15 protein-coding genes are annotated in these 21,342 nt (G+C 75.0%); 4 read left to right on the forward strand and 11 right to left on the reverse strand.

Annotated features, from left to right (window positions below; genetic code table 11):
* Positions 1-76: 76 nt before the first annotated feature.
* The 4 genes from ACH5AR_RS02060 to ACH5AR_RS02075 all read right to left on the reverse strand — a co-directional run bounded on the left by ACH5AR_RS02060 (position 77) and on the right by ACH5AR_RS02075 (position 4,909).
* Entirely contained in the window at positions 77-1,447 is a 1,371-nt protein-coding gene (locus ACH5AR_RS02060; RefSeq protein ID WP_396299417.1) for a S8 family serine peptidase, read from the reverse strand.
* A 209-nt stretch (positions 1,448-1,656) separates the two neighbouring features.
* Positions 1,657-2,415 (reverse strand): 3-oxoacyl-ACP reductase FabG, encoded by a 759-nt coding sequence (gene fabG, locus ACH5AR_RS02065; RefSeq protein ID WP_396299418.1) that lies wholly within the window; start codon positions 2,413-2,415, stop codon positions 1,657-1,659.
* Positions 2,416-2,480: 65 nt separating this feature from the next.
* Positions 2,481-3,680, reverse strand: coding sequence for a thiolase family protein (locus tag ACH5AR_RS02070; RefSeq protein WP_396299419.1), 1,200 nt, complete (start codon positions 3,678-3,680; stop codon positions 2,481-2,483).
* Positions 3,681-3,745: 65 nt separating this feature from the next.
* A complete protein-coding gene (locus ACH5AR_RS02075; protein ID WP_396299420.1) occupies positions 3,746-4,909 on the reverse strand; it encodes an acyl-CoA dehydrogenase family protein in 1,164 nt (387 codons plus the stop codon).
* A gap of 172 nt (positions 4,910-5,081) precedes the next feature.
* Here ACH5AR_RS02075 and ACH5AR_RS02080 point away from each other — a divergent pair, with 172 nt between their 5' ends.
* Positions 5,082-5,798: a TetR/AcrR family transcriptional regulator gene (locus ACH5AR_RS02080; RefSeq protein WP_396299421.1), complete on the forward strand. Its 717-nt coding sequence runs from the start codon at positions 5,082-5,084 to the stop codon at positions 5,796-5,798.
* Positions 5,799-5,946: 148 nt separating this feature from the next.
* On the opposite strand, the gene ACH5AR_RS02085 is transcribed toward ACH5AR_RS02080, so the two are convergent.
* The 7 genes from ACH5AR_RS02085 to ACH5AR_RS02115 all read right to left on the reverse strand — a co-directional run bounded on the left by ACH5AR_RS02085 (position 5,947) and on the right by ACH5AR_RS02115 (position 14,033).
* On the reverse strand, positions 5,947-7,374 hold the full coding sequence (locus tag ACH5AR_RS02085) for a sugar porter family MFS transporter (RefSeq protein WP_396299535.1): 1,428 nt from the start codon (positions 7,372-7,374) through the stop codon (positions 5,947-5,949).
* 139 nt (positions 7,375-7,513) lie between these two features.
* Positions 7,514-8,485 (reverse strand): L-histidine N(alpha)-methyltransferase, encoded by a 972-nt coding sequence (gene egtD, locus ACH5AR_RS02090; protein WP_396299422.1) that lies wholly within the window; start codon positions 8,483-8,485, stop codon positions 7,514-7,516.
* A 44-nt stretch (positions 8,486-8,529) separates the two neighbouring features.
* The gene (gene egtC, locus ACH5AR_RS02095; RefSeq protein WP_396299423.1) at positions 8,530-9,279 is read right to left on the reverse strand and encodes an ergothioneine biosynthesis protein EgtC; all 750 of its coding nucleotides are present in this window, start codon (positions 9,277-9,279) and stop codon (positions 8,530-8,532) included.
* A complete protein-coding gene (egtB, locus tag ACH5AR_RS02100; protein WP_396299424.1) occupies positions 9,279-10,697 on the reverse strand; it encodes an ergothioneine biosynthesis protein EgtB in 1,419 nt (472 codons plus the stop codon). The genes egtC and egtB overlap by 1 nt, the downstream gene beginning before the upstream one ends.
* Entirely contained in the window at positions 10,694-12,001 is a 1,308-nt protein-coding gene (egtA, locus tag ACH5AR_RS02105) for an ergothioneine biosynthesis glutamate--cysteine ligase EgtA (protein WP_396299425.1), read from the reverse strand. The genes egtB and egtA overlap by 4 nt, the downstream gene beginning before the upstream one ends.
* Before the next feature lie 263 nt (positions 12,002-12,264).
* On the reverse strand, positions 12,265-13,527 hold the full coding sequence (locus ACH5AR_RS02110; protein WP_396299426.1) for an aminotransferase class I/II-fold pyridoxal phosphate-dependent enzyme: 1,263 nt from the start codon (positions 13,525-13,527) through the stop codon (positions 12,265-12,267).
* A complete protein-coding gene (locus ACH5AR_RS02115) occupies positions 13,524-14,033 on the reverse strand; it encodes an SRPBCC family protein (protein ID WP_396299427.1) in 510 nt (169 codons plus the stop codon). The genes ACH5AR_RS02110 and ACH5AR_RS02115 overlap by 4 nt, the downstream gene beginning before the upstream one ends.
* A gap of 246 nt (positions 14,034-14,279) precedes the next feature.
* Here ACH5AR_RS02115 and ACH5AR_RS02120 point away from each other — a divergent pair, with 246 nt between their 5' ends.
* The 3 genes from ACH5AR_RS02120 (at position 14,280) to ACH5AR_RS02130 (ending at position 21,330) form a co-directional block, all read left to right on the forward strand.
* Complete coding sequence (locus tag ACH5AR_RS02120; protein WP_396299428.1) at positions 14,280-15,086, forward strand: SAM-dependent methyltransferase; 807 nt, start codon at positions 14,280-14,282, stop codon at positions 15,084-15,086.
* 109 nt (positions 15,087-15,195) lie between these two features.
* Complete coding sequence (locus ACH5AR_RS02125) at positions 15,196-17,313, forward strand: putative bifunctional diguanylate cyclase/phosphodiesterase (protein ID WP_396299429.1); 2,118 nt, start codon at positions 15,196-15,198, stop codon at positions 17,311-17,313.
* A gap of 390 nt (positions 17,314-17,703) precedes the next feature.
* Positions 17,704-21,330, forward strand: coding sequence for a hypothetical protein (locus ACH5AR_RS02130; RefSeq protein WP_396299430.1), 3,627 nt, complete (start codon positions 17,704-17,706; stop codon positions 21,328-21,330).
* Positions 21,331-21,342 lie beyond the last annotated feature (12 nt).

The following is a 21,342-nucleotide window of genomic DNA, read 5'->3' on the forward strand; positions in this document are numbered from 1 at the left end:
GTCAGCTGTTCGCTGTCGTCCGTTACTTGTTACTTGTTACGCCTCGCCTGTCGGCCGTGCCCCGCAGCCCGCCCGCTCACCGGCCGGCGATCGCGTGCACGAACTGCGCGCCGTCGATGGTGCCCAGGCCGCTGGCGAGGTCGTAGCCCTCGGTCGCGTCGTAGCCGGTGACGCCGTTCCAGCCGTTGTCGCCCTGCTTCACGTCCACGATGCCGCTCCACTTGCCCGGCAGCAGGTTCAGGCCGTACAGCCGCCAGTTGAGCTGGCCGAGGCGGTGCCCGGCGAGCTGGTCGGCGAGCGCGACGACGCCCGAGAACAGCGGGGTGGCCTCGCTGGTGCCGCCGGTGAGGTGCCAGCCGACCGAGGTCGGGTCGTAGGACTCGTAGGTCCAGGCGGCGCCGTCCACGGCCGCGCTCATGCTGATGTCCGGGGTGCCGCGGTGGTTGCCGGTCACGCCGGCGACACCTGCCTGGTACCACGGGCGCTCGAAGACGCCCGAGACGCCACCGCCGCCGGCGCCGGACTTGTCGTGCCACACCTTGTCGGGCGCGGTGCGGTTGCCGGCGTCGTCCAGGGTGAGCTGGGTGCCGCCGATGGAGGTGACCAGCGGGTCCGAGGACGGCCAGGAGTTGACCTTGTACGGGTACAGGTCGGAGCCGTTCTCCTGGGCGTCGGTGGCGCCGTTGTCGCCGGAGGCGGCGAGCACCGTCACGTTGTGCTCGGCGGCGGCCTGGAAGGCGTAGCGCAGGTCGGTGAGCGACTTGAAGTCGCCCTTGTCGTACCCCGGGAAGGTGTTCTCGGTGGCGCCGAAGCTCTGCGAGATGACGTCGGCGCGCCCGGCCTTGATGAGGGCCTTCTCGGCGTCCATCATCTCGGGCAGGCCGGTGGTGCCCTCGGTCTCCGCGACGCCGGTCTCGACCAGGATGATGTGCGCGTCGGGGGCGATCGCGTGGGCGTACTCGACGTCCAGGGTGGTCTCGCCGGCCCAGCCGGTGTGGTCGGGGTTCTTCGGGTCCCAGGTGGGGACGTTGCCCCACTTGACCACCTCGACGTTGGTGTCGGGGATGCCCCACTGCTTGTCGAAGACCTCCAGGTCGTGCTGGATGGTCGGCGAGCCGAAGGAGTCGACGATGACGATCGTGCGGCCCTTGCCGGTGATGCCCTCCTGGTACAGCGGGTTCAGGTTGTAGGCGGTCCGGTACTGGAGCGGCGAGTAGCAGTGGATGCCGACCTGGCTGACGCACTGGGCGGTGCTCAGCGGGGCGGGGCGGCCCTGGGTGCTGTGCTGTCCGAAGGAGGCGGGGCGCACGTGGACGCCGGTGAGGTCGTGCGTGGGGGCGGCGATCGCGGTGCCGGCGGCCGGTACGGCGACGGTCCCGGCCGTGAGGGCGGTGGCCCCCACGGCGAGCAGGGCCAGGGCGCGGCGGAGGGTGGCGGGGCTGCCCATGGGACTCCTTGGGGCGCAGGGCCCGACCTGGTTCGGTCGGGTCGGTCCGGCCATCCCATCGATCACAGCATGATCATGCCATAGTCATTTGGTGGGGTCATGTGATCAAGGTGATGGTCATGCTCGGCCACGCGAAAAGGTAAAGGCCGTCCCAGGGGAAGGTAACCCCCCGTCCGGGACGGCCGGGTGACGGCACGTCAGGCCGCCTGCTAGCGCGCCCCGCCGTTGACGTACAGGGTCTGCCCGCTGACGTAGGAGGCCTCCTCGCTGGCCAGGAAGGCGACGACCGAGGCGATCTCCTCCGGTCGGCCGACCCGGCGCAGCGGCGTGCGGGCGGCGACCTCGGCCTGGTGGTCCTCGGGGCTGCTGCCGACCCGCTCGGCGGTGGCCGCGGTCATCGCGGTGGCGATGTACCCGGGGGCGACGGCGTTGACGTTGATGTTGAACGGCCCGAGCTCGATCGCCAGGGTCGCGGTGAGGCCCTGGATGCCGGCCTTGGCGGCCGCGTAGTTGGCCTGGCCCCGGTTGCCGAGGGCCGAGCGCGAGCTGAGCGAGACGATCTTCCCGTACTTCTGCGCCACCATGTACTTCTGCGCGACGTGGCTGCAGTTGTACGCGCTGGTCAGGTTGACCGTCAGCACCGCGTCCCAGTCGGACTTCGGCATCCTGAAGAACAGGTTGTCCCGGGTGATCCCGGCGTTGTTGACCAGGATGTGCACCCCGCCGAGCTCCGCCGCGACCTGCGCGAACACCGACTCCACCGCGTCGTAGTCGGCCACGTCGCAGCCGTACGCCCGGGCGGTGCCGCCCTTGGCGGTGATCTCCGCGACCGTCCCGGCCGCGCGCTCGGCGGTGAGGTCGACGACGGCGACCGCCGCGCCCTCCTGCGCCAGCAGGCGGGCGGTGGCCGCCCCGATGCCCTGCGCCGCGCCGGTGACCACGGCGACCTTCCCCACGAACCGCGTCATGCGAACTCCTTCGAAGTGTGGACCGACGGGTGACGTCCGCGACGTCCGGGACGTCCGTCGGCCGTTCAGACCTTCTCGACCAGCACGGCCGTACCCTGCCCCACGCCCACGCACATGGTGGCGAGCCCGCGCCGGGCACCGGTACGGCGCATCCGGTGCAGCAGGGTGGTGAGGATGCGGGCGCCGGAGCCCCCCAGGGGGTGGCCGAGCGCGATCGCCCCGCCACTGGGGTTGACCACCTCCTCGGCCCGCTCAGGGTCGAACCCGATGCCGTCGGCGGAGGCGAGCGCCTGGGCGGCGAAGGCCTCGTTCAGCTCGGCGGTGTCCAGGTCGGCGAGCGACCAGCCGGCCCGCGCGAGCACCTTCGCCGTGGCCGGGACGGGGCCGATGCCCATCACGTCCGGGTGCACCCCGGCCGAGGCGCCGGCCACGTACCGGCCGAGCGGCTGGAGCCCGAGGTCGCGCAGCGCCTCCTCGCCGACCAGGAGCAGCCCGGCCGCGCCGTCGTTCATCGGCGAGGCGTTCCCGGCCGTGACGGTGCCCCCGGGCCGGAACACCGGCTTGAGCCCGGCGAGCTTGGCCAGGCTGGTGTCCTCGCGGATGCCCTCGTCCCGGCTCACCGTCACCCCGTCCGGCCGCTCGACCGGGACGAGCTCCGCGTCGAAGTGCCCGTCCTTGCGGGCGGCGCCGGCCAGCCGGTGGCTGCGCAGCGCGAAGGCGTCCTGGCGCTCCCGGCCGATGCCGTAACGGGTGGCCACCTCCTCGGCGGTCTCGCCCATGCTGAGCACGCCGTGCAGCTCGGCCATCCGGGGGTTGGTGAGCCGCCAGCCGAGCCGGGTGTCGAAGGTCTCCATCCGGTGCGGCAGCGCCTCGTCGGGGCGGGGCAGGACGAAGGGGGCGCGGGTCATCGACTCGCAGCCGCCGGCCAGCACCACGTCCGCCTCGCCGGAGCCGATGGCCCGGGCGGCGAGGGTGACGGCCTCCAGGCCTGAGGCGCAGAGCCGGTTGACGGTGGCTCCGGGGACGGTCTCCGGCAGGCCGGCCAGCAGGACGGCCATCCGGGCGGCGTTGCGGTTGTCCTCGCCGGCCTGGTTGGCGGCGCCCCAGTAGACGTCGTCGATCCGGGCCGGGTCGAGCGCGGGCGCGTCGGCGAGCAGGGCGCGCAGCACGGTGGCCGAGAGGTCGTCCGGACGGACCGCGGCGAGCACGCCGCGCAGCCGGCCGATGGGTGTGCGGCGGGCGGCGGCGAAGTAGACGGGACGCACGTCGTCGGGCTCCTTGTCGGGTGTCGGGGCGGGGCGGGGTGGGCCGGGCCCGGGCGTCGGCGCCGTCAGAAGGCGTTGACGCCGGTGAGGGCGCGCCCGATGAGCAACTGGTGGATCTGGCTGGTGCCCTCGTAGAGGGTCATCACCCGCGCGTCGCGCAGGTACTTGCCGACCGGGTACTCGTCGATGAACCCGTAGCCGCCGAAGACCTGGAGCGCGTTGTTGGCGGCGCGGACGGCGGCCTCGCTGGCGTACAGCTTGGCGACGGAGGACTCGGTGGCGAACGGCAGGCCGCGCTCGATGTGGTCGGCGACCTTCCAGGTGAGCAGCCGGGCGGCCTCGACGTCCACGGCGATGCCGGCCAGCAGCTCCTGGACGAGTTGGCGGGAGGCGATCGGCCGGCCGAACTGCTCGCGCTCGCCCGCGTAGCGGACGGCGGCCTCCAGGCAGGCCCGGGCGATGCCGACGCAGCCGGCCGCCACCGACATCCGGCCCTTGGCCAGTGCGGCCATCGCCACCGTGAACCCCCTGCCCACCTCGCCGAGCCGGGCGCTGTCCGGCACCCGGACCTCCTCGAAGGAGAGGGCCGCGGTGGCCTGGCCGCGCAGGCCGAGCTTGCCGTGGATCTCGGTGCGGGTGAAGCCGGGCAGGTCGGTGGGGACCAGGAAGGCGGTGATCCCGCGGTGGCCCCGCTGCTCGGGGCCGTCGCCGCCGGTGCGGGCGAAGACCAGGGCGACGTCGGCCCAGGTGCCGTTGGTGATGAAGGTCTTGGCACCGCTGATCAGCCAGTCACCGCCGTCCCGGACGGCCCGGGTGGTGAGGTTGGCGGCGTCCGATCCGGTGCCCGGCTCGGTGAGCGCGAAGCAGCCCAGCGCCTGGCCGGAGGTGAGCCGGGGCAGCCAGTGCCGCTTCTGCTCCTCGGTGCCGAAGGCGTTGACCGACTTGCCGACCAGGCCGAGCGAGACCGAGACGATCCCGCGCACGGCCGAGTCGCCGCGCCCGAGCTCCTCCAGGACGAGGCAGTACGCCAGGTGGTCGCCGCCGCTGCCGCCGTACTCCTCCGGGAGGGTCAGCCCGAGGAAGCCGACCTCCGCCAGCTTGCCGATGACCGCCCGGTCGACGGACTCGGCACGGTCCCACCCGGCGGCGTACGGGACGATCTCACGGTCGGTGAAGGAGGCGGCGAGGTCCCGGACGGCGCTCTGCTCCTCGGACAACTCCAGGTTCACGGCGGCTCCCGAATCCGGTGTCCGGGGCCCGACGCCCGGGCGGACCCCGTTAAACTAGCGCTGCAAGTTTTATGAGGGGACTGTAGCCCCGGCCGGGCCGCGCTGGGAAGGGGCACCTGCCAGAATCGGTCCCCGACGCACCCGACCGGAGGAACCGGAGGCACCCGCCGCGATGGCCCGTCCACGCACCCCGCTGCTCAGCCGCGAGCGCATCGTCGCCGCCGCGCTGCGGCTGATCGACGACGAGGGGCTGGACGCCCTCTCCACCCGCCGGCTCGCCACCGAGCTGTCGGTCAGCGGGCCCTCGCTGTACAACCACTTCGCCACCAAGGACGAGCTGCTGGACGCGGTGGTGGACAGCGTGATCGGCGAGGTCGACCTGTCGATGTTCGCGGCCCGGGGCGGCCCCGGGGCCGAGGGCGCCGAGGGCGCGGAGGGCGCGGAGGGCGGGGTGGGCGCGGACGGCGCCGGCCGGAGCCCCTGGCCGGAGGCACTGCGCGACTGGGCCCGCTCCTACCGGGCGGCGCTGGCCGCCCACCCCAACATCGTCCCGGTGCTCGCCCAGGGCCCCGGCCGACGGCCGAACGCCCTGCGGCTGGCCGACGCGGTCTTCGGGCACCTGGTCGAGTCCGGCTGGCCGCGCGGTCAGGCGACCAGGATCGGCGCGCTGATGCGCTACTTCGTCACCGGTTCGGCGCTCGCGTCCTTCGCGGCCGGCTTCCCGGCGGACGCCGAGGTCTACGACGCCGCCGACTACCCGCACCTCGGCGAGGCCCACCGGCTGGCCGGGCACCGGGGGACGGTGGACGAGGGGGCGTTCGAGACCGGGCTGGAGGCGCTGCTGGACGGGCTGGCGCTGCGCTACGCCCGGCTCGCCGAGCGGCCCTGAGGCGCTGCCCCGGCCCCGGCCGCCACGGCGAAAGGCCCGGTGGCGACTCCGAGCAGCTCCGGTGCGGGCCCAGCGGGAACGACGCGGCCCCCGCACCCCCTGCGCCGAGCGCGTCGGGGTGCGGGGGCCGGGCGTCCGACCGGGCGGATCAGCCCATGTCCTCCAGCCGGATGCCCTTGGTCTCCTTCATGAACTTCGCCACGAAGAGGATGGAGAGCGCGGCGAAGGCGGCGTAGACCAGGTACGTCGCCGACAGGTTCCAGCGCGACATGGACGGGAACGAGACGGTGATCGCCCAGTTCGCGATCCACTGCGCGGAGGCGGCGACGGAGAGCGCGGCGGCGCGGATCCGGTTCGGGAACATCTCGCCGAGCATCACCCAGACGACCACGCCCCAGGACATCGCGAAGAACAGCACGAACGCGTTGGCGGCGACGAGGGCCACGGTGCCCTGGAGGTCCGGCAGGGTGAGGTTGTCCCCGCTGCCGGTGGCCGAGGAGAAGGCCCAGCCGGCCGTGCCGAGCGCGACCGCCATGCCGGCCGAGCCGATCAGGGCGAGCGGCTTGCGGCCGATCCGGTCGACCAGCAGGATCGCGATCACGGTGCCGATGATGTTGATCACCGAGCCGACGAAGCTGATCAGCAGCGAGTTGCTCTGGTCGATGCCGACCGACTGCCACAGGATCGACGAGTAGTAGAAGATCACGTTGATGCCGACCAGCTGCTGGAAGACCGACAGGCCGATGCCGACCCAGACGATCGGGAGCAGGCCGAAGCGGCCGCCGAGCAGGTCCCGGAAGCGCGGGCGGTGGTCGGAGGCGATCAGCGCCTTGATCTCGGCGATCCGGGCATCGGTGTCCACGCCCTCGCCCTCGACCTCGGCGAGCACCTTGCGGGCGTCGTCCAGGCGCTCGGCCTGGATCAGGTAGCGCGGGGACTCGGGGATCACCGAGGCGAGCACGAAGTAGACGGCGGCCGGGACGACGCAGATGCCGAGCATCCACTGCCAGGCCTCCAGGCCGAGCAGGTGACCGCGGGTCTCGCCGCCGGCCGCCTTCGCCAGCATCCAGTTGACCAGCTGGGATATCGCGATGCCGAGCACGATCGCGGCCTGCTGGAAGGAGGCCAGCCGGCCCCGGTACCTGGTCGGGGCGACCTCGGCGATGTAGGTCGGGGCGATCACGGAGGCGATGCCGATGGCCGCGCCGCCGAGGACCCGCCACAGGGCGAGGTCCCAGGCGGAGAACGGCAGCATCGAGCCGACCGCGCTGACCGCGAACAGCAGCGCGCCGGCCTTCATGACCTTGATGCGGCCGTACCGGTCGGCGAACCGCCCGGCGAGCGCGGCGCCGACCGCCGAGCCCAGCAGGGCGGAAGAGACGATCAGTCCGGTCACGCCGCTGCCGACGCCGAACTTCTCCTGGATCCCGGAGACGGCGCCGTTGATCACGGAGCTGTCATAGCCGAACAGGAAGCCGCCGAGGGCCGCTGCCGCGGTGATGAAGACGACGAAGCCGAGGCGGCCGGGCACGGGGGCCTCGACCGCCCCGGAGGGCTTCTGGGTGACGCTCACGATCTGACTCCTGGTACTCAACGCTGAGCTCGGTGCCGAGATCGTAACCCCAATTCGTTTAAGTCTTGTACACCGGGAACCTCAATTTTCGCTCTGAGAATTCGTAAGGTGAACAAGCAAATTGGGGTTACGCGGGCGGTGGTCAGGCCGGCGTGGCCAGTGAGAGCCCGAACCGGCCCTCCGGGTCGGTCCACCAGTGGCTCAACCGCAGCCCGGCCGCCGCCAGCTCGCCGGCCACCCCCTCCCGGCGGAACTTGGCCGACACCTCGGTGCGAAGCTCCTCGCCCCGGGCGAAGTGCACCGGCAGGTCCAGGGCCGGGATCTTCACGGACTGCGCGCGCAGCGAGCGCAGCCGCATCTCGACCCACTCCTGCTCGGCGTCCCAGAGCGCGACGTGCTCGAAGGCCTGCGGGTCGAAGTCGGCGCCCAGCTCCCGGTTGAGCACGTTCAGCACGTTGCGGTTGAACTCGGCCGTCACCCCGGCGGAGTCGTCGTAGGCGGCGACCAGCACCGCCGGGTCCTTGACCAGGTCGGTGCCGAGCAGCAGGAAGTCGCCCGGGCCGAGGGCGGCGCGCAGGCCGCGCAGGAAGGCCGCGCGCTCCGGCGGCAGCAGGTTGCCGAGGGTGCCGCCGAGGAAGGCGACCAGGCGCGGGCCGCCCTCCGGGGGCAGTCCGAGCCGGGCGGTGAAGTCGGCGAGCACCCCGTGCACCGCGAGGCCCGGGTACTCGGCGGCGATCGCGGCGCCGGCCGCGGTCAGCGCGCTCTCGCTGACGTCCACCGGGACGTACGTCTCCAGGGTGTCGAGCGCGCGCAGGGCGTCCAGCAGCAGCCGGGTCTTCTCGGAGGAGCCGGAGCCCAGCTCGACCAGGGTGCGGGCGCCGGTGGAGGCCGCGATCTCGCCGGCCCGGGCGGTCAGGATGGCCCGCTCCGCGCGGGTCGGGTAGTACTCCGGCAGGCGGGTGATCTCCTCGAACAGCTCGCTGCCCCGCGCGTCGTAGAACCACTTCGGCGGCAGCCACTTGGGCCGCGCGGTCAGCCCGTGCCGCACGTCGTGGCGCAGCGCGGTGCTGAAGTGGTCGGCGGGCAGCAGTCGGGTGAGATCGAATGTGTCCATGACAGGGTGGTTCCTCTGTTCAGAAGATGAAGGGAGAGTGGAGTTCAGTCGCGGCCGGGGAGGAGCCGGACGGTGACGCCGTGGCGGTCGGCCGACAGCAGCGACCCGTCCGGGACGGGCTTCCAGCCCGGCGCGTCGTCGTAGGGTTCGGAGGCCACCACCGTGCCGAGGCCCGGCAGGGTGCGGTGGTAGAGGGTGTCGCCCCAGGTGGTCGCGGCGATCGTGGCGCCGTCGGTCAGCAGCAGGTTGAGCCGCCCGGTGGTGTGCGCGGTGACGTCCGCCAGGGTGCCCGCCAGCGCCTCGCCGGGTTCGGCGCCGGCCCGCAGCCGGTGCAGGGTGAGCGCCCACAGCAGCGCCGAGTCGGTGCGCGCCTCCAGCTCCAGCAGCTCGGCCGGGGGCAGCAGGGCGGCCAGCGCCTCCAGCTTGCCGGGCCAGCCGGCCACCGCGCCGTTGTGGCTGAACAGCCAGCGCTCGGCGGCGAACGGCGCGGCCGCGCCCTCGCCCGGTGCGCAGCCCTCGGTGGCCGAGCGGACGGCGGCCAGCAGTGCCCGGGTGCGCACCACCCGGGCGAGGTCGGCGAAGGTCCCGTCCGCCCAGATCGGCCCGGTCCGGCGGTAGCGGGCGGGCGCCTCGTCCCCGTCCGCGTACCAGCCGAGCCCGAAGCCGTCCGCGTTGACCGTGCCGTACTGCTGGGCCCGGGGCGCCCAGGACTGCCGGTACAGCCCGTACGGCGGGTGCACCAGCAGCTCCCTGGGGGCCACCGGCTCGCCCAGGTAGGCGAGGTGACGGCACATCAGGTGTGCTCCAGGTCGCGGGCAGTGCGGAACCCGGCGAAGATCTGCCGCCGGATGGGGTAGTCCCAGTTGCGGAAGGTGCCCCGGCAGGCGACCGGCGCCACCGCGAAGCAGCCGCCGCGCAGCACCTTGTACTCGGGGCCGAAGAACACCTCCGAGTACTCCCGGTACGGCCACGCCCGGAAGCCCGGGTAGGAGCGGAAGTCGCTGGCCGTCCACTCCCACACGTCGCCGATCAACTGGCGCACCCCGTACGGGGACTGGCCCTGCGGGTAGCTGCCCGCAGGGGCCGGACGCAGATGGCGCTGGCCGAGGTTGGCGTGCTCGGGGCCGGGCGGCCCGTCGCCCCAGGGGTAGCGGCGGGAGCGGCCGGTGGCCGGGTCGTGGCGGGCCGCCTTCTCCCACTCCGCCTCGGTCGGCAGCCGCCGTCCGGCCCACCGGGCGTAGGCGTCCGCCTCGTACCAGCTGACGTGCAGGACGGGCTCGTCCGGCTCGACCGGAGCCACCGTGCCGAAGCGCCGGCGGAGCCACTGGCCGTCCTCGTGGCGCCAGAACAGCGGGGCGGTGAGGTCGGCGCGCCGGCGGTGCTCCCAGCCCTCCGGCGTCCACCAGCGCGGGTCGTCGTAGCCGCCGTCCGCGATGAACCGCTGGTAGGCGGCGTTGGTGACGGGGGTGGTGTCCAGCAGGAAGGCCGGCAGGTCGACGGCGTGCGCCGGGCGCTCGTTGTCCAGCGCCCACGGCTCGGTGTCCGTCCCCATCGTGAACGGGCCCGCGGGGATCAGGACTTCGGCGGGCAGGGTGGCCGCGTCGGCGGGCGCCGGCGGCGGCGGTGGCGCGGCCAGGGCCGGCTCGCCGCGGCGGAGCTGGTGGGTGATCAGCATCGTCTCGTCGTGCTGCTGCTCGTGCTGGGCGATCATCCCGAAGGCGAACCCGGAGTCGAGCAGCGGGGCGCCTTCCAAGGGGCTGGCGGCCAGCAGGTCCAGCACCCGGCCGCGCACCTCGTGGGCGTAGGCGCGGGCCTCGGTCGGCGGCAGCAGCGGCAGGGCGGGGCGCTCGGCGCGGGGGTGCTGGAAGGCGTCGTAGAGCGGATCGATCTCGGGGTGCATCGGGTCGCGGCCGCCGACGTTGCGCAGCAGCCAGAGCTCCTCCTGGTTGCCGATGTGCGCGAGGTCCCAGACCAAGGGGGACATCAGCGGGGAGTGCTGGGCGGTGAGGTCGGCGTCCTCGACGCAGTCGGTCAGCGCGGCGGTGCGGGCGCGGGCGGCCAGCAGCTCGGCGGCGATGCTCTCGCGCAGCGCCTCGGTGCCGCGGGCGGCGGTGCCGGTGGTGGCGGCGGCGGCGGTGGTGTCGGCGGTGGCGGTGTCGGCGGTGCGGTCCGTGCTCGCCCCGGTGCCCTCGTGGGGACGGACGTCGGTCATGGTGCGGTCTCCTCCGGGGGAGTGCGTCGGGCGCCGGAACGCAGGGCGTCCAGCTGGTCGTCGGCCGGGCAGCGCCCGCGCGCGGGGTAGCGCTCGGCGAACTCGGCGACGGCGGTGCGCAACCGCCCGGCGCCGGGCAGTCGGCCCAGTGCGGCGTCGGCGGCGGCGAAGCAGGTGAGCGCGGCCCGGCGCAGCTCCGGGTCGGCCATCGCCAGGGTGGCGGCGCGCAGCCACGCCTCGCTGCGCGGCGGCCGCGGACCGTTCGTCCCCGCGCGCCGGTCGGCGGCGTCCAGCGGCTCCAGGGCGGCCAGCGCGGCGTCGGCGGCCACCGGGTCGTCCAGCAGTGCGGTGACCAGTGCGGTGACGACCACCCAGCCGTCCCCGGGCTGGGCGTCGATCATCCGCAGCTCCAGATGGCCGCGTGGGCGCACCGGCGGGAAGAGCGTCGTGCGGTGGTAGTCCAAGTCGTCCAGCGTGGGCGGGCGTTCGCCCGCGCCGTGGATCCAGTCGCGGAAGGTCAGGTCGGCCGGGGCCGTCCAGGGCAAGCCCTCGGGCCTTCGTACGCACAGCACGTGGGCGTCCAGCACGTACTGCGCCCAGGCCTCGCGCGGATCGCCGTGGTCCGGCGCCGGGGCGAGCGTGCGGGTCGGGTCCATCCGTGACCAGACGGCCTGTCGGGTGGACCGGTGGCCGGTCGTCTTCCCGTCCAGGGTCGGGGAGTTGGCGAACGCGGCGACCAGTACCGGGCCCAGCAGGTGGGCCAGTCGCCAGCGGCGCTCCACCGCGTGCGGCCCGTCCGCCTCGCCGGCGTCCAGGCACACCTGCACCGACGCGGTGTCGGTCATCATGACGCGGCCCCAGGGCCCGGCGGATTCGAAGAAGCGCTCCATCGCGAGGTAGCGGGGGTGGTCCAGCACCATCCGGCGGGGGCGCGCCAGCGGATCCGTACCGGTGCCGGTGAGTCGCAGGCCCTGCGCCGCGAAGGCGGCCCGCAGGGCGGTCAGATCGCGTCGGGTGTCCTCGACGCAGGCCAGGAGGCCGGTGGCGGGCGGGGAGCTGAGCTCGACCTGTCCGCCGGGTTCGAGCGTGAGGCGCGAACCGGAGGGGAGCGAGACGCCGTCCGGGCCGCCGAGGGGCAGCGACTCCAGTGCGGCGTGGAGCAGTTCCGGCCGTACGGGCCGGGAAGGACATCGATCGTCATGGACGAACCACTCGACCTCCACTCCCACCAGCCGGGGCGGTCCGATCTTGAAGCAGACGCCCGACACGTGGCTGCGCGCCCCCGATTCGGTCAACGGGGTCACCCCCGGCGGGGGTGCCGGCGTGCTCTGCCGTTCGGGCGGAGTGGTGCGGGATACCGGTATCACCGGACTCACCATCCTCGGGATCACGATTGCGGCCCGGTCTACTTTGCCCAGTCTGCTACGGAGCATGCGGGGGCGCCCCGCAAAATTCGTGTGAACGTTCGTTCCCGCAGGTCAGGGGTGTGGCGAACGGGTGAGACGGGGGCTTTCGGGCCGCCTGCGGGCGGGCCGGGGGCGGCGCCGTGCCGGGGCATGTGCCGGGGTCACAGGCGCTCCAGGCGCTCCAGAACGGCGGCCAGCGCCGGCTCCGGCAGGGCGTAGTTCAGCCGCAGCGAACCCCGGCCTGCGGGGCCGAAGTCGGCGCCGTCGGAGGCCTCCAGGCCGCAGCGCTCCAGCAGCGCCCGGCGGGCGTCGGCGGGCGGCAGGCCGAGCGCGGCGGCGTCCAGCCAGAGCAGGTAGGAGGCGCGCGGGTCGGAGCGGACGGCGGGGCCGAGGCGGGCGGTCAGCCGGGTGCGGGCGGCGGCCAGGTGGGCCAGCAGCGCGTCCAGCCAGGGGCCGCCCTCGCCCAGTGCCGCGTGCTGCACCGTCTGCTCCAGCAGGCCGCCCTCCCAGAGGCCGTAGCCGGCGAGCGCCTCGGCGAACCGGGTGCGCAGCCCGGGATCGGGGACGAGGGCGAAACTGCTGGGGATGCCGGAGCAGTTGAAGGTCTTGCCGACGGAGTTGAGGGTGACGACGTGGGGGAGGTGCGCCGGATCGGCGGTGGTGACGGCGACGGGGTGGGTGCGGCCGGGGTGGGTGAGGTCGCCGTGCACCTCGTCCGAGACCAGCAGGGCGCCGCTCTCGGCGGCCCACGCGGCGAGGCCTCGCACGGCGCCGGCGGGCCAGACGGTGCCGGAGGGGTTGTGCGGGTTGCTGAGCAGTACGGCGCCGGCGGGGCTGGGGAGCGGGGCGCGCGGGAGCCGGTAGCCGTCCGGGCCCAGGGGCAGCGGCAGCTCCCGGTACCGGAGGCCGGCCGCGCGGCAGAGCTGGGCGAAGCCGCCCCACTCGGGGCTGGGGAAGAGGACGGGGGCCTCGGGCCGTACGGCCTCCAGGAGGACGCGCAGTGCGGTGCGCGGGCCGCAGGGCAGCAGCAGTACCCAGTCCGGGTCGACGGCGGCGCCGTGCCGGGTGCGGTACCAGTCGGCCACCAGGGTCCGGCCGGCCGGGTCGCAGGCCGTGTAGCCGTACGCGCGGTGGCGGCCGCGTCGTGCCAGGGCCTGGGCGACGGCGGGCGGGCCGGGCAGGTCCATGTCCGCGAGGCCCATCGGGATCACTCCCGGAGCGCCCGCGCGGGCCCACTTGCTGCTGCCGGTGCCGCTGCGGTCGAAGGGGGCGTCGAAGCCGTACCCGTCGCGGTCGCGGTCGCGGTCGTTGTCGCCGGAGCCGGAGCCGGAGCCGGAGCTGAGGGCGGGGGCGCCGGAAGCCGCGCGAACAGATGACAGATTTCGAAATCTGTCATCTGTTCGCTGAAAGCTGTCGTCTGTCATTTGTCACCCGCCAGCCGCTGCTCCGCCAGGTGCGCCGCGAGCCCCCGCCGCCCCCGGCGCATCATCACCGCGTGGTTGGCCCGGAACAGCGGGTGCAGCGGCAGGGCGAGCCGGCGCAGCAGCGGCTTGCCGGGCCGGGTGTCCTCCTCGAACAGCACCCGGCTCCCGGCCCCGCCCGCCTTACCCGTTCCGCCGGCCCCGCCCCGCCCGGCCGCCCCGTCCGGCGTCACCGTGAACCGCGACCACCCGGTCAGGTCGCCCCGCATGGTCGCCTCCAGGACCCCGGCGGCCGGATCCCGCCGGCTCGTCGCCAGGCCGATCACCAGCCGGTACGGCAGCAGTGCCCGCACCACCACCTCCCCGGAGTCCTCACCGGTCGGGCGGACCTCCCGGACCTCCGGCCACCACAGCGGATAGCTCCGCACGTCCTCCAGTGCCGCGAACACCGCGGAGGCCGGAGCCGCGAGCCGCCAGACGTCCCGGAATCGGTAGTGGTTGGGGTCCACGGCCCCACCCTAGTCCGGCCCGTCCGGCCGAGGGGCGAACCCCCGTGGAAGCCGGTCGAGTTGCTCCGCCGCACGGCCCGGAGCCGGAGGGAATCCCTCCGGAAACCCCGCCCGACGGGAAGGGTGCACTCCGCTTGCACCCGTTCGGGGTGCGGGGGAGGATCTTCTGTGCTTGTAGTCTCATCAGTCACGGCAGCATCCCCAGGGCGCTGCGACCCCAGGATCCGGAGTGAAGGAGTCACAGGCATGCGGCGACCGAGCTGGGTACCGGAGGGTACGGACCTGGACAAACCGAACGCCGCGCGGGTCTACGACTACTACCTCGGGGGCTCCCACAACTTCGAGGTCGACCGGGAGATGGCCCGCAAGGCGATCGCCCTGTGGCCGGAGCTGCCGCAGATCATGCGCTCCAACCGCGCCTTCCTGCGCCGCGCCGTGACCTTCCTCGCCGAGCGCGGCGTCACCCGCTTCCTGGACATCGGCTCCGGCATCCCGACCTTCGGCGCGGTGCACGAGATCGCCCGGGCGATCCGCCCCGAGGCGAAGGTCGTCTACGTGGACCGCGACCCGGTCGCCGTCGCGCACAGCCGTCTGCTGCTGGAGGACGACCGCGGCAGTGCCGTCGTCCAGGCGGACCTGCGCGACGCGGCCGACCTGGTGGACCGCCCCGAGGTCGCCGAGCTGCTGGCGGCCGGCGAGCCGGTGGCCGTGCTGCTCGTCGCCGTCGCCCACTTCGTCGGCGACGACGAGGACCCCTGGAAGCAGATCGGGGTGATCCGCGACGCGCTCCCGGCCGGCAGCGCGCTGGTGCTCTCGCACGCCGCCCTGGAGGCCCGCCCCGACCAGGCCGAGGACCACCAGAAGCTCTACCAGCGGACCCCGACCCCGCTGACCATGCGCACCCAGGAGCAGATCACCGCGATGTTCTCCGGCTTCGAGCTGGTCGAGCCGGGCGTGGTCCACCTGCCGCTGTGGCGCCCGGACCAACCCGGTACGGTCGGCGAGCACCCCGAGCGGATCGCCGGGATGGCGGGCGTGGGGATCCGCCCTTGACCGGACGCGACGGACCGGGCACCGACGGCCGCACGCCCCGCGCGGCGGCCGCCGGACCCTCCGGGATCCCCGGACCCGGCGCGGACAGCAGAGGAACCAGGTTCAGCAGATGAGTACCACCCCGGTGCGCGGCGACGCGGAGCGGTTCCACGAGGACTGGGCCCGGCTGCTCTCCGCCGACCACGGCATCGCCGTCCACCCCGGTGTGCTCGGGCGGCTGGTCGCGCGCACCGCCGCGCTGCTGCACCGCGCCCAGGAGGACGAGCCGTTCCAGCCGCGGCTGGCCGCCCAGGCCGGCGCCGAACTGGTCGACGCGCACTTCACCGACCCGGTGCTGCTGGCCCGGGCGGTCGAACTGCTCCAGGCGCAGCCCGTCCCCGACGACCGCGGCCCGGCCCTGACCGGCGCCTTCGCGGCCGGCTGGGCGGGCGCCCTGCGCGAACGCACCCTGGTCGAGCAGGAGACGATCCGCACCGCCGCCGACGCCGCCCGCAAGGAGGCCGAGCGGGCGCTGCGCGCCTCCGAGGCCCGGTTCCGCGCGCTGTTCGAGAGCGCCGCGATCGGCATCGGCATCGGCGACACCGACGGCAACATCCTGGCGGCCAACAAGGCGCTCCAGCAGCTGTTCGGCGCGGGCCCGGAGGACATGATCGGCCGCCGGGTCGGCGACCTCGTGCACCCCGAGGACACCCCGGGCGTGTGGGAGGCGTACGAGGAGCTGATCAGCGGCAAGCGGGACTACTTCCAGTTCGACAAGCCGTACTACCGCCAGGACGGCGAGGTGATCTGGACCCACCTGACCGTCTCGCTGATCCGCGACGACGACGGCACGCCGCAGTACCAGGTCGCCATGCTGGAGGACGTCACCGACCGCTACCGGCTTCAGGAACGGCTGCGCCACCAGGCCACCCACGACCCGCTGACCGGCCTGCCCAACCGCGCGGCCTTCTTCGAGCGGCTGGAGAAGGTGTTCGAGGAGCCCGAGCCGGGAGCCCGGTTCGGCCTCTGCTACGTCGACCTCGACGGCTTCAAGGTGGTCAACGACAGCCTCGGCCACGACATGGGCGACCAGCTGCTCTCCGCCGTCGCCGCCCGGCTGAAGGCCGCCCTCAGCCCGCTCGGCCACCTGGTGGCCCGGCTCGGCGGCGACGAGTTCGTCGTCCTGCTGGAGAAGTGCCGGGGCGAGCAGGAGGCGGTGGCCGCCGCGAAGACGGTGCTCAAGGCACTGGCCGGGCCGGTGCTGATCGGCGACCACAAGCTCGCCGTCGGTGCCAGCGTCGGCGTGCTGGAGCGGCGGGTGTCCACCACCACCCCGGGCGCCGCCGTCCGGGCCGCCGACCTCACCCTGTACCGGGCCAAGGAGGCCGGCCGCGGCCGCTGGACGCTGTTCGACCCGAAGGAGAACGCCCGGGCGGTCAGCCGCTACGCGGTGTCGGTGCGGATGCCCGCGGCCCTCGACCGCGGCGAGTTCTTCATCGACTACCAGCCGCTCTACCGCCTCGCGGACGGCCGGCTGGCCGCCGTGGAGGCGCTGGTGCGCTGGCGCCACCCGCAGCTCGGGGTGCTCGGCCCGGACGAGTTCGTCACCACGGCCGAGGAGACCGGGCTGATCATGCCGCTCGGCCGCTGGGTGCTGGAGCAGGCCTGCGGCCAGGCCGCGGACTGGATCAAGCGGTACGGCGACGCGGCCCCGCAGCTCAACGTCAACCTGGCGGTCCGGCAGGCCCGCAGCGCCGCCCTGGTCTCCGACCTCGCCCGGATCCTGGACGGCAGCGGCCTGGACCCGGCCCGGCTGCAACTGGAGATCACCGAGTCGACCGTGGTCGGGCCGGAGGACGAGGCGCTGCGCACCCTGCACGGGCTGGTCGACCTCGGGGTCTCGCTGGCCGTGGACGACTTCGGGACCGGCTGGTCCAACCTCTCCTACCTGCGCGACCTGCCGGTCTCCGGGATGAAGATCGCCGGCTCCTTCGTCGGCGACCTGCACGAACCGGGGAAGGACGAGTCCACCGGGTGGCGGATCGTCAGCGGACTGGTGCAGATGGCGCACACGCTGGGCCTGAACGTCACCGCCGAGGGCGTGGAGACCCACCGGGACGCCGAGCGGCTGCGGGCCATGGGCTGCGACTGGGCGCAGGGCTGGCACTTCGGGCGGCCGGTGCGGCCGGAGGAGATCGCCCGGCGGATCGTGGAGGAGCCGCTGGGGCGCCCGGTCGAGGCTGGCTGAGGGTCGGCCGGAGAGCGGCCGGGCGTCGGCTCGGGGTCCGCTCGGGGTCCGCTCGGGGGAGGCTCGGGCAGGGCGCGGGTCCGGCCCGGTGGTCGTGCTGACGGTCGGGCCGGTGCTCGCGCGGGTGCCCCGACCGTTCCGGGAACGGGCCGCTCGCGGCGGTCGGGGAGGCGCTCGGGGAGGCGGTCGGGGGGCCGTCGGCGGAGGCGGTTCCCCGTCGCGGGTCGCGCTCGGGTACCGGTCCTGTGACGGCTCCGTCCTGATCCGGAAAAGCGACCGACACCCGTACCCGTCGTACGGGATGATGACGCGTCACGATCCACCCCGGAACCGGCGCGCCCATGGTCACGGCCCCGGGCCGGTCCGGGCTGCGGAAAAGGGGAGCGTCGCATGGGCACGACGGAGGACGCGGATCCGGCCGAGGGCGACCGGCACGGGGCGAGGCCCCGGTCGGCCGCCGGAGCCGGGCCGGGGAACCCGCCGGGGAGCAGGGTGGAGCGGTGGTCGCGGGGGCGCTGGCGCGCCACCGACGAGGCCCCGGAGCGGCCGTCCCGGCTCGGCGCCGCCGCGCCTCCCCGGACGGACCCGCAGGCCGTGACCCGCCGGGTGCCCGCCGCCCCGCCGCGCTTCGATCCGCAGGCCGCGACGCGCCGGGTGCCCGGCACGGAGCCGCAGTACGACCCGGAGGCGGCCACCCGCCGCAGACCCGACGCCGGGCCGAGGTCCGACCCGCACGCGCCGACGGACCGGCGGCCGGCCCGGCCCGCGAGCCCGGCGGCCCCGGCGGTCCCCGCGGCCCCGGCGGCCCCGGGGCTTCCGGCGCAGACCGGGGGCTCGGAGGCGGTGACCGAGGTCGTCCGGCCCCGCTCGGCGGCCGGCTCGCCCTCCTGGCAGGACAGCGTCGGCCCCGGACGCCCCGCCGCGGCCGCCGGCCCGGGCGGAACCCCGGATCCGGCCGTGGGCGGCGGGCAGGGCGGGGCCCCCGCGGGCGGATCCGCCGACGGCCGCGGCGCGGACGTCCGCGGCACAGACGACGCCCACGGCGCCCACGACCCGTTCGAGGGAGCCTTCCCGGAGGCCCTGCGCGGCCGCTTCGTCCCGCTGGGCCGGGCCGGGGCCGGCTCCGAGGGCACCGTCTGGTACGTCCGGCGCACCGACGGCGGCGGCGAGGCGGCCGTCAAGGTGGCCGTCGCCGGCCAGCCGATGGACCACGAGCTGCTCTCCCACCTGCGCAACGACGGCTTCCGCCGGCACGTCCCGCACCTGATCGACTTCGGCCGGGTCCGCCACCACGGCGCCCAGGTCGACTGGGTGGCCATGGAGTACCTGCCGGTCACCCTCGCGGCACACGTCGCCGAGCTGTGGCGCTCCGGCGGCCACGGGGACCGGCGGGCCGCCGAGCAGATCGTCCACGAGCTGGTCGCCCTGCTCGACTTCTGGCAGCGGCGGATCAAGCGCAACCCGCTGGACTTCAAGCCCGCCAACATCCTGGTGCGCCCCGGCAGCGGGCCCGGGGAGTTCGTGATCGCCGACTTCGGCGGCGTGGACCGGCTCACCGACAGCCGCCGGTTCACCTCCGCGATGATGGTCACCGTCGCCTACATGGCCCCCGAACAGCTGGCCGGCAAGAACCACCAGGCCGGGCCGTGGTGGGGCCTGGGCAACGTGCTGTACGAGCTGTTCGTCGGCCGGCCCCGCTACGTCGGCGCGGACGGCGAGCGCCCGGCCGACCAGGAGCTGGAGCTGGAGCTGGTCATGGGCGAGGAGGTTGACCTCAGCGCCGTCCGCGACCCACGCCGACTCCTGCTCCTCCAGGGGCTGTTCACGAAGAAGCCGGAGGACCGCTGGACCGCGCCGCAGGTCCGCAGCTGGCTGGCCGGCGGCACCCCGGAGGTGGTCCGCCGCCGCCCGCGGCCGCAGGCCCGGGCGCACCGGCCGGTCACCTTCCTCGGCAACCCGTTCACCGACCCGGTCCGGCTCACCGAGGCACTGCTCAAGAACTCCGGCGCGGCGGCCCGTTGGCTCTCCACCGGCGGGGCGGAGCGGGTGCGCGACTGGCTGCGCGACGAGGTCGAGGACACCGTCTTCGACCTGCACCACCTCTCCGACGTGGCCCGGGCGCCCGGCTCCCGGCGCGAGTGCGCGGCGGCGGTCGCGGTGCTCGCCCTGGGGGCCGCCTTCACGCCCGGGGCCGTCCCGCACTACCGCGACCGTCCGGTCGACACCGCCGGGCTGGAGCGCGTGGTCACCGCGCCCGACGGCGCCGAGTTCATCGACGAACTGGTCCGGGGCGGCGCGCCGGCCGTGGCCGCCCGCTACGACTGCTTCCACCCCGAGTGCGTCGGCGAGCACTGCTCGCGGTTGCTCGCGCTGGCCGGCCTGCCGGAGGTACTGTCCGAGGTCGACCGGCTGGCCCGCACCGTCGGCGGCGGCCGGCGCGGCGGCGACGGGCTCAGCCCGGAGGAGCGCGAGGAGGCGCACCGGCAGGCGGTCTGGCTGAGCATCCGGCCCGAGGAGCGCGCCCGGCTGCTCGGGCGGCTCTCGCCGCTGCCCGCCGCGCTGCACCGGCTGCCGCTGCCCGAGCGGGTGTCGGAACTCGCGGCCGTGGTCGCCGCCGCGGTCGTGGACGGTGCGCTGACGGTGGGCGCCGGAGCCCGCACCGCCGTACGGGCCGTGGCGCGCAGGCCCGGGCCCGACCCGGCGGCGGCCACGCCCGGGGAGGTCGTGCGGCGGCGCTGGTCCGCGCTGCGCCACCGAGCGGTGGGCGCCGACCCGGCGCAGCCGGCCGGCCGGGCCGCCCTGGTCGCGGCCGAGGCCCTGCGGCGGCGCGGCCGGGGGCGCCCCGAGCGGCCCGGGCGGCCCGAGCCGGAGGCCGGGGTGCGACGGGAGGGGCGGCTGGCCCGGCTGTGGCGCGACCGGCGCCGACGGCCGCCGGTGGACCTGCGCGGGCGGCTGGCGGCCTGGTGGCCGTACGCCCGCACCGCCCTGCCGCGCCGGGCCGGGGCGGTCCTGCTGCTGCTCCTCGCCTTCGGGCTGCTGCTGTGGGCGGGGGCGGTGCTCCGCTACCCGGTCGAGGCGGGCCGCAAGCTCGACCTCTCGCCCGCCGGGGCCTTCGGCGGGCCGCTGCGGACGGCGGGGGAGCACGCGGCCCGGCAGGTGGTCGGACAGCTCGGCGCGGGGCTCGCGGCCGCCGCGCTGATCGCGTTCTTCCCCGCCCGGCTGGGCATCGGTACGGCGCTGCTGACCGGCGCCGGGGCGCTGGCCGTCGGCTACCTGCGGCTCGGGCCGCCGATGACGGTGCTGGGGACGCCGCAGCCGGTGGCCGACCGGGTGATCGTGTTCGAGGGCGGGATGGGGAGCTGGGCCGGGATCGCGGCGGTGGTGGCGGTGGTGGTCTCGCTCGTGCTGGTCGAACGGGCCGCCAACCGGCTGCTGAAGCCGGCCCAGGAGGCCCGCAGGCAGCTCCGACAGGCCTGGCGGCGGTCGGACGCGCGCAGCGGGGCGGGCTCCTCCGGGGCCGCCACCGCCGGGCGGGTGTGGCGCGCGCCGTCCGGGCGGTGGCGGACGGGCGGCGCCGGCACGCGCGACCGGGTGCGGTTCGCGCTCGGGACGACGCTGGTGCTGGTGCTGCTGCTCTGGGCGGCGGTCGAGGTGCGGCTGGCGGCCACCGGGGCGCACCGGACGCCGGAGTCCTGGGGGACGGGGCAGGTGGGTGCGGGCTACCAGGCCGGGTTCGTCCTGCTGCTGGCGGTGGTGTCGCTGGTGAGCACCCTCGGGACGCCGGCCACCGCCCGGAGGCTGTTCGTGCTCTGGATCCCGGCCACCGTGTTCCTCGGCGCCTGGCCCGGGCCGCTGGGCCCGGTGGAAGCGCTGAGGACCCCGGTGTTCGAGGGGCTGTTCCGGGCGGTCGCGGGCCTGTGGGGGCACGCGGCGTTCTGGGCCGCGCTGCTGGTGGCGCTGCCGCTGGCGGCGTACGGCGGGCTGCGGACGGTGTGGGGGAGCGCCGGGCGCGACTGACCGGGCCCGACG

It is taken from the genome of Kitasatospora sp. NPDC018619 (genome assembly GCF_044391605.1).
Taxonomy (GTDB): Bacteria; Actinomycetota; Actinomycetes; order Streptomycetales; family Streptomycetaceae; genus Kitasatospora.